We start from the raw sequence: 7,312 nt of genomic DNA on the forward strand, positions 1-7,312 counted from the left end.
AACAACCGGTTGCAGATCCTCGGGACAAGCCCGAGGATGACGTCGAATATGGCGCTAAACGTCAAATCGGCGGGATTTTCCCAAGCGGAATAAAGCCGCTGACCGTGGCGCGGCCACGATCCACAACGAGATCGACGGATGCCCGGTCGCCGCCGCCGGCCAGCGCGCCGAGCAGCTTGCGGGCCGTATCGATGGTGGACTGCAGCTGCGGGAAGACCTGCTTGGCATTGTCCGACCATGCGCCGAGCTTTTCGATTTCCAGCTTGAACTGGCCGGAGAGATAGCCCTCATTGTCGAAGGAGAAGGGGCCGCTGATGCGCATGGTGCGGCCCTCGCCGATGTCGGCCACCAGCCTGCGAAGCTCGCCGCTCGCGCCATACAGGCCCGAACTGTCGCTGCCATCCACCATGCCCGCCTTGCCGGCAAGGGTGACATCGGCGATGGCGTTGAGGCGCGGCAGAAGCTGCGGCCAGTCCTTGATGACGGTTGCGGAGTCAGTGAGCGTGATGGCCCCGTCGAGATCCGCGCCGTTCTGGCGCAGATGCATTTCCGTTTTGACCGCATCCAAATCGATGGTCTGGCCGGTGACGGAAGAAACCGCCTGTGCCTTCAGCCCGTCGATGACGAGCGAGCTGCGGTCGATGCCCTTCAACTTGGTGACGATGCTGGACTGCATGTTCTGCCAGGCGGCCGAAATTGTCAGGCCATGGGCGGAACGGATTTCCGCCGGCGAATCGAGTTCCCAGACGATGTGGCCGGGATTATAGACCTGCGCTGCCGAGCGAAGTTCGCCGAAGGAAGCGGAAACGCCGTTCTCCTTGTCATCCACCGTCACTTTGGAGCAGAAGAGGCCGATGCGGAAGGGATAACCCTTGAAGGCGATATCGCCGCATTCGCCGCTGACGCTGCGCGCCTGCGAGGGGGCAATGACGTTCAGAACCGTCTGCTTCAGCCTGTCGGCGGCGTAAAACCACCCGGCGGTATAAAGTCCGATGACCACGAGGATGGCGATGGCGAGCCAGAGGAATTTTTTGGCGGTGCCGGATTGGCTTGACGCTGCCATATTGATCTCCGATGAACAGACTTCAGACAATTTCGATTTGGCTTGGGATATGGACGATTTTTGGGTCTTTGGCTACGGTTCGTTGATGTGGAACCCCGGCTTCGCCTTTGAAGAGCGGCAGCAGGCGCGGCTGCACGGGTATCGGCGCTCGCTTTGTATCAGTTCCAACTTTTATAGAGGCACCGAAGAAAAGCCCGGTCTCGTTCTCGGCCTGGAGCGCGGCGGCTCCTGCCTTGGCGTCGCTTTCCGCGTGCGCGGACAGGACCGCGACCCGGTCATGATCTATCTGCGCGAGCGCGAACTGGTGACGAATGTCTATAAGGAGCGGCTGGTTTCCATCGCGCTTTCCGATGGCAGGCGCAGCAGCGCGGTGACCTATGTGGCCGATCCCGCGCATGAGCAATATATCGGCGGTCTCGGCGTTGCCGAATCGGCGACCATCGTTGCAGCCGCATCGGGCCGGTCCGGGCCGAATACGGATTATGTCTTCAACACCGTGCAGCATCTGCAGGAGATGGGCATTCGCGATTCCCTGCTGGAGAGCATCGCCAAAAATGTCGGCGCGCTCGCCGCTCAGCCGGCGGCGGTTTCCTTGCCCTGAAGTTCGGCGATCCGCTTCACGGCGGTCGGCGGCAGCGGCAAATGCGGGTTGTTGCGCACGGTTTCCAGCAGCAACTCGTCGCTCGCCTTTTCCGTTACATCGATCAGGCGCTTGAAAAACACGTCGGGGTCCAGCCCCGGCTCGATGGCCGGCAGGATACGCACCTTGAAATGGCCGGGATAGCGCATGGTGGACCGGCGCGGCCAGAACAGGCCGGGATGCATGGCGACGGGAATGACCGGAACCTGCAGATCGCGGTAAAGCCTTGCGATGCCGTAGCGATATTCGGGTTCGGCCCCCGGTGGGCGGCGCGTGCCCTCGGGATAAATGATGAGTTCGCGGCCGGCGGCCATTTCCTCTTTCGCCCGCTCCATCACCTTCAGCATCACCTTGCCGCGTGCGGCGCGGTTAACCGGGATCATGCGCTGTTTCATGGCGTACCAGCCGAACAGCGGAATCCACAAAAGCTCGCGCTTCAGAATATAGACCGGATCGGGAAGATTGGGCAGCAGCGCATAGGTGTCCCAGAAGGATTGATGCTTGGGCGCGAAGATGCAGCCGGTTTCGGGAATGTTTTCCAGCCCTTCGACTTCGAAGGTGGTGCCGACGATGGTTTTCATCAGCCAGTGGTTGGATCGCGCCCAGTTCTTGGGAATTTCATAGGCGATCTTGCGCGGCAGAATGAAATAGATCGGCGTCAGCACGATCATGCGGACAATCAGGTTGAGATAAAACAGCGTATTGAAAAGAAAAGAGCGCAGCTTGAGCATCAACAGCCTTCCCGGAGCGCAGCCGTTCCGAAGCCTTGGACAGGTCTCGATGCCGGATGCCGATGCCAGACGCCTACACGAAAACAAGGGGCCGCAGCAAGCGCGTTCTCGCCGGTCAGGATGAAGCGGTTGTCGTCTTTATCCGGGAATGATCGGCGGCGGCCTTGCGCAGACCGTCGCCCTTGCCGAAGCCGGTGAGGTCGCGTCCCGCCGCCGCCACGAACTTCAGATATTCGTAAAGCATGGTTCTCACCACATCCGGCTCCACGAACCAGTTGGTGCGGGCAAGATCGGCGCTGATGACGGGATAGGCGATGAATTGCGTCTGCGGGCTGGCGCTGCGCAATTCATGCAGGCTGCGATGCATGTGATAATTATTGGTGACGACGACGATGGAGGAATAATTGTGGTCGCGTATCCAGCTTGCCGCCTCACTGGCGTTGCCGATTGTGTCTATCGCCTTGTAGCCCATATCCACGCAGCAGGAAAACATGTCGGATGACCCTTGCGTCATCTTGCGGATCTGCGAGCGGGTGGTGGCCGGGTTGACGCCGGAAATCAGAAGCCGCTTGCCCACGCCGTCTCTCAGCAGGCCGACCGCCTGTTCGATACGCTGATAACCGCCGGTAAGCACGATGATGGCATCGCCTCTTGCCCCCTCCGGCGGACGCATGGAGGCGACGGAATCGGCAAACCACAGGAAACCGCCGGAAAATGCGCCGAGCACAATGACGCAAAGCAGGATGAGGCCGCGAATAAAACGGCGCAGAGGACCGCGCCGCGACAACAGGCCCTTTCTGGCCGGTCGCGCTGTCGCCTGATCCTGGTCCATCCGACTCACAAACATTCCTCCTGAATACTCGCCGATTAAGGCAAGGAACAGGCATTTTTGTCCACCGCCTGCAGGTTACATCCGGCTTGTGACGCTTTCAGTTCTACCGCAGGATTCCGGGGGTGTTCTCACGATGCAAGGCCGTCGCTTTTCGATGGATCGGAGCGGACGCGGTCGATATCGTCGATGGTGCGGATGACGGTCACGCGGGCCGTAATGGTGGTCAAAAGCGCGATGATGATCATCGTCATGGCAATGCCGAAATAGCCGCCGAGACCGACCGAAAACGAGCCGAAAAGCGCGCTCGCCTGATCGCTCTGCGGCGTGGCGACCGTGCTCGATTGCCAGAAACCGGCGACAAGGAAAACCGCCGCGGCCAGAGCGCTGCCCGCCGCCGCCCCCTTGAGGCTGATCTTCAGGAAGTGTTTCTGGAATTCGCGCGCTACAAAACTGCTTTCCGCGCCAACGAAATGCAGCACCTCGACGATATGCCGGTTGCCGGAAAGCGCGCCGCGCGTCGCAAACACCACCGTCAGCACCATGGCGGTAAAGACGAGGATAAGAACGCCGACGCCGATCATGACAGTGGTTCTCGCCATGGAGACCAGCCTGTCGACCCAGGTGCGGTGGTCGTCCAGAAACGCCTGCGGAATCTCCGCCTTCAGCATATCGCGCATCGCCTGGAAATCGGGCGGATTGTTTTCGTCGATGGTGATGACGACGAGACGCGGCACCGGCAATTCGGAAAGATCGAGACCGCTGCCGAGCCAAGGTTCCAAAAGGCGCGATGTCGCCGCATCGTCGAGGATGGTGCCGTCGCGCGTGCCGACGAAGGTGAGCGCCAGGTTGCGCGCCTTATTCAGCGCCGCATCCATATCCAGCCCGTCCTCGGGCTTGATCTGGATGGTGATCTCACGGGAAATCTGGCTCTGCCAGGTGGCGGCGGTGGCGCGCACCATGGAGACGGCGCCCAGCGTCAGGCAGGCGAGAAAGGCCATGATGGCGATCACCACCATCAGCGCATTGCCCTGAATATTGGAGGGCGGCAGGATGGGCGCCATCGGGCGGATGCGCATGGGCGGGCGCTTCGGCTGCGCCGCTTCCGGCTTCAATTGTTTGCGGTTGATCTCATTCATAGATGTCGAGCCGCCCTTCGGTCAGGATCATCCGGCGCGCATCGATCTGGTCCATCAGGCCGAAATCATGGGTGGCGATGACGACGGCCGTGCCCAGCCGGTTGAGTTCCAGAAAAAGGTTGAGAAGGCGCTTGGCCATCGGCGGATCGACGTTGCCGGTCGGCTCGTCGGCCAGCAGGATTTCGGGCTGGTCCATCAAGGCGCGGGCAATGGCGGCGCGCTGCTTTTCCCCGCCGGAAAGAATGGCCGGCAACACATTGATGCGCTCGCCGAGCCCGACCCATTTCAGCAGCTCGATCACATCGTTGCGATAGGCGCTCTCTTCCTTGCCGCGCACACGCAGCGGCAGGGCGACGTTCTCATAGGTCGTCAGATGATCGAGCAGCCGGAAATCCTGAAATACGATGCCGACGCGGCGGCGCAGCATCGGCAACTCGCTGCGCGGAATGCGGGATACATCGCGGTTGAACATGCGGATATTGCCGCGTGTCGGCTGCAGCGACATTAAAAGCAGGCGGAGCAGCGTCGTCTTGCCGGCGCCCGACGGGCCGGTCAGAAACTGGAACGAACCCTTGGGGATATCGAAGGTCATGTCCCTCAGGATCTCGGGTCCCATGCCGTAACGCAACCCGACATTTTCGAAATGGATCAACGGACTTCCAGTCTCTTCGTTTCGTGGTGGTTCGCAAGCCGCCGGCGCGTGGGGTTCGGATGTCGGGGTTTAACCCGGATCCGGCAGCCTGTGCGAGCCGTTTTTGCGAAGCATTAACCAATTAAATTTAAAACTTGGCAGGATTCGTTGCAATGCCCAGTTTTGCGGGCCGGAAAACCTCACCCAGGGAATTCTATGGCTATGTTCCGTTCATCTCGCCGGCAAGCGGCATTCGATTTCGACCTCCTGATGCCGGAAACGCCGGTGCGCCGCACGGCGCGGGCGGCAAATCCCGACCGCGATGTGGTAGACGCGGAATTTGTCACCATCAAGGAAAACCGTTCGCGGCAACACGGAAACGACAATCGCGGTGCTGCGCGCCGGCAGGCGGCAAAACCACCCGTCACCATCGGTGTGCTCGGCCTCGCTTTCATCGGCTGGCTGGACCGCAGATTGTCCCGTCTTTCGGCGGATGCCTATTCGGCGCTAGTGGCGGGGCTTGCGATTTTCGTCTTCGTCTGTTCGGGCGGTCTTTCGGTGGTCGTGCCTGAAAAGCCGGCTGTTGCCGCTTCGGTGAACCCGCTCGCCATTTCCCATGTCACCGTGACCCCGATGGAGGCGGATGGCATGGATACTCTGCTCATCAACGGCATTGTCGAAAACAATGGCGGCAATCTCGAAGAGGTGCCGGCCCTCCGCGCCGATCTCTTCGCCGCCAAGGGACAACTGGTGGCCAGCATGGTCATCGAACCGCCGGTGAAGGAGATGCAGCCCGGTTTCAGCCACGGTTTTTCGGCAAAGTTGCGCCATCCCGGTGGAAAAACGCCTGAGATCAAGCTTTCCTTCGTCGAGGCGGGTGCGTCCGAACGCTGATTGTGCTAACGCGTGGTCTTCGTATTTTTACTGAAAGGTAAAATCGGCAAGGCGCAGCACAGGAGTAAGAATGCCCGTCGTCCGTGGAAAAAACATCGAGCCGCTTTATACCGCCGAGCAGATCGCCGAGCGCAATCGCGACATGGCCAAGCACATCGCCAGCGGCCCGACCAAGGATTTACTGGTCATTGCCGTGCTCAAGGGATCGTTCATTTTCGCGGCCGATCTTATCCGCGCGCTGCATGACAGCGGCCTTGCCCCTGAAGTCGAGTTCATCACGCTTTCGAGCTATGGCACCGGCACGGTTTCGCAAGGCGTCAGGATCGTCAAGGATATCGACAGCGACGTGAAGGACCGCGATGTCCTCCTGATCGACGATATTCTCGAATCCGGCCGCACGCTGCGTTTCGCCAAGGAACTGCTTTACGAGCGTGGCGCCCGCAACGTCACCATCGCCGTGCTGCTCGACAAGAAGGTCAAGCGCAAGGAAGATCTGGAGGCCGATTATGTCGGTTTCGAATGTCCGGATTATTTCGTCGTGGGTTACGGCATGGATGTCGCTTATGCCTTCCGCGAACTGCCCTTTGTCGGCGTCGTGACCGGCGACGCCTGAGCATCTTTGCCGTGCCGGAACGGCACAGGACGGAGACGCCTCATTAACCATTCACCCAGCGAAGGGCTGGGTGTTTACCTCTTGAAAAGAGGAGCCTGCGATGTTGCTCACGGCTGGAAATGATGCCCAGGAGCAATGAGTAATGGCGAAGATTCTGATTACCGAAGACGAGGATGCATTGCGGGCTTTCGTCGCTCGCGCGCTGCGTCTCGACGGTCACGAGACCCATGAGGCGGCGGATGGCGAGCAGGGGCTGGAAAAGCTTCAGGAAACCAGTTTCGATCTTCTTCTTTCGGATATCCGCATGCCGGTCATGGATGGCATCGAGCTGGCGCACCGCGCCGCCGAACGCTTCCCGGCCATGCGCATTTTGCTGATGACGGGTTATGCCGAGCAGCGCGAACGTGCTGACGATCTGGCGACGAAGATTGTGGACGTCGTCTCGAAGCCGTTTGCGCTTCCGGATATCCGCAAGGCTGTGGCGCGGGCGCTTACAGCCTGAGTGGTAAGGAAGCAGAGATCTAAAGGGCGGCCGTCGGGCCGCCTTTTTTGTTGGTCAGTCCGCTGGCTCAGCGCAGTTCCCTGCCTCCGTCATTCCGGCCTCGAGCCGGAATCCAGCCAGCCCAAGTCCTTGGGCTGAAAGAACTCTTTCCGCCGCGCAGACGCGCGCCGACTGGATGCCGGATCAAGCAACCGTGGATGATCAAGCAAATGCTGGATCTGTCCTTGCGATGGCGTTGAGGATAGTGACGAGCTTCCGGATTGTTGCGAC

General features: G+C 60.3%; 10 protein-coding genes. 4 read left to right on the top strand and 6 right to left on the bottom strand.

All coding sequences use genetic code 11. From position 1 onward, the window contains the following. Nucleotides 1-61: 61 nt before the first annotated feature. Complete coding sequence (locus ACQZ40_RS24400; protein ID WP_448748808.1) at nt 62-1,063, bottom strand: DUF2125 domain-containing protein; 1,002 nt, start codon at nt 1,061-1,063, stop codon at nt 62-64. Nucleotides 1,064-1,112: 49 nt separating this feature from the next. Between ACQZ40_RS24400 and ACQZ40_RS24405 the strand changes: the two genes are divergently transcribed. After that, on the top strand, nt 1,113-1,664 hold the full coding sequence (locus ACQZ40_RS24405; RefSeq protein ID WP_065657279.1) for a gamma-glutamylcyclotransferase: 552 nt from the start codon (nt 1,113-1,115) through the stop codon (nt 1,662-1,664). Here the strand turns inward: ACQZ40_RS24405 and ACQZ40_RS24410 are convergent. The 4 genes from ACQZ40_RS24410 to ftsE all read right to left on the bottom strand — a co-directional run bounded on the left by ACQZ40_RS24410 (nt 1,637) and on the right by ftsE (nt 5,054). Further along, a complete protein-coding gene (locus tag ACQZ40_RS24410; protein ID WP_065657055.1) occupies nt 1,637-2,434 on the bottom strand; it encodes a lysophospholipid acyltransferase family protein in 798 nt (265 codons plus the stop codon). The genes ACQZ40_RS24405 and ACQZ40_RS24410 overlap by 28 nt on opposite strands. Before the next feature lie 115 nt (nt 2,435-2,549). Beyond that, entirely contained in the window at nt 2,550-3,266 is a 717-nt protein-coding gene (locus ACQZ40_RS24415) for a YdcF family protein (RefSeq protein WP_161987828.1), read from the bottom strand. Between the two features lie 128 nt (nt 3,267-3,394). Beyond that, nucleotides 3,395-4,402 (bottom strand): cell division protein FtsX, encoded by a 1,008-nt coding sequence (locus ACQZ40_RS24420; protein ID WP_065657057.1) that lies wholly within the window; start codon nt 4,400-4,402, stop codon nt 3,395-3,397. Further along, nucleotides 4,395-5,054, bottom strand: coding sequence for a cell division ATP-binding protein FtsE (ftsE, locus tag ACQZ40_RS24425; protein WP_003497447.1), 660 nt, complete (start codon nt 5,052-5,054; stop codon nt 4,395-4,397). Before ftsE ends, ACQZ40_RS24420 begins: the two co-directional genes overlap by 8 nt. 201 nt (nt 5,055-5,255) lie before the next feature. Here ftsE and ACQZ40_RS24430 point away from each other — a divergent pair, with 201 nt between their 5' ends. The 3 genes from ACQZ40_RS24430 to ACQZ40_RS24440 all read left to right on the top strand — a co-directional run bounded on the left by ACQZ40_RS24430 (nt 5,256) and on the right by ACQZ40_RS24440 (nt 7,042). Next, the gene (locus tag ACQZ40_RS24430; protein WP_078053334.1) at nt 5,256-5,927 is read left to right on the top strand and encodes a hypothetical protein; all 672 of its coding nucleotides are present in this window, start codon (nt 5,256-5,258) and stop codon (nt 5,925-5,927) included. A gap of 70 nt (nt 5,928-5,997) precedes the next feature. Further along, nucleotides 5,998-6,540 (top strand): hypoxanthine phosphoribosyltransferase, encoded by a 543-nt coding sequence (hpt, locus tag ACQZ40_RS24435; protein ID WP_004445644.1) that lies wholly within the window; start codon nt 5,998-6,000, stop codon nt 6,538-6,540. 142 nt (nt 6,541-6,682) lie between these two features. Next, the gene (locus ACQZ40_RS24440; protein ID WP_448748809.1) at nt 6,683-7,042 is read left to right on the top strand and encodes a response regulator; all 360 of its coding nucleotides are present in this window, start codon (nt 6,683-6,685) and stop codon (nt 7,040-7,042) included. 89 nt (nt 7,043-7,131) lie between these two features. On the opposite strand, the gene ACQZ40_RS24445 is transcribed toward ACQZ40_RS24440, so the two are convergent. Then, nucleotides 7,132-7,312 (bottom strand): hypothetical protein (locus tag ACQZ40_RS24445; protein WP_448748810.1); only part of this gene is annotated, 181 nt, incomplete at its 5' end.

It is taken from the genome of Agrobacterium sp. 16-172Ci (genome assembly GCF_053522725.1).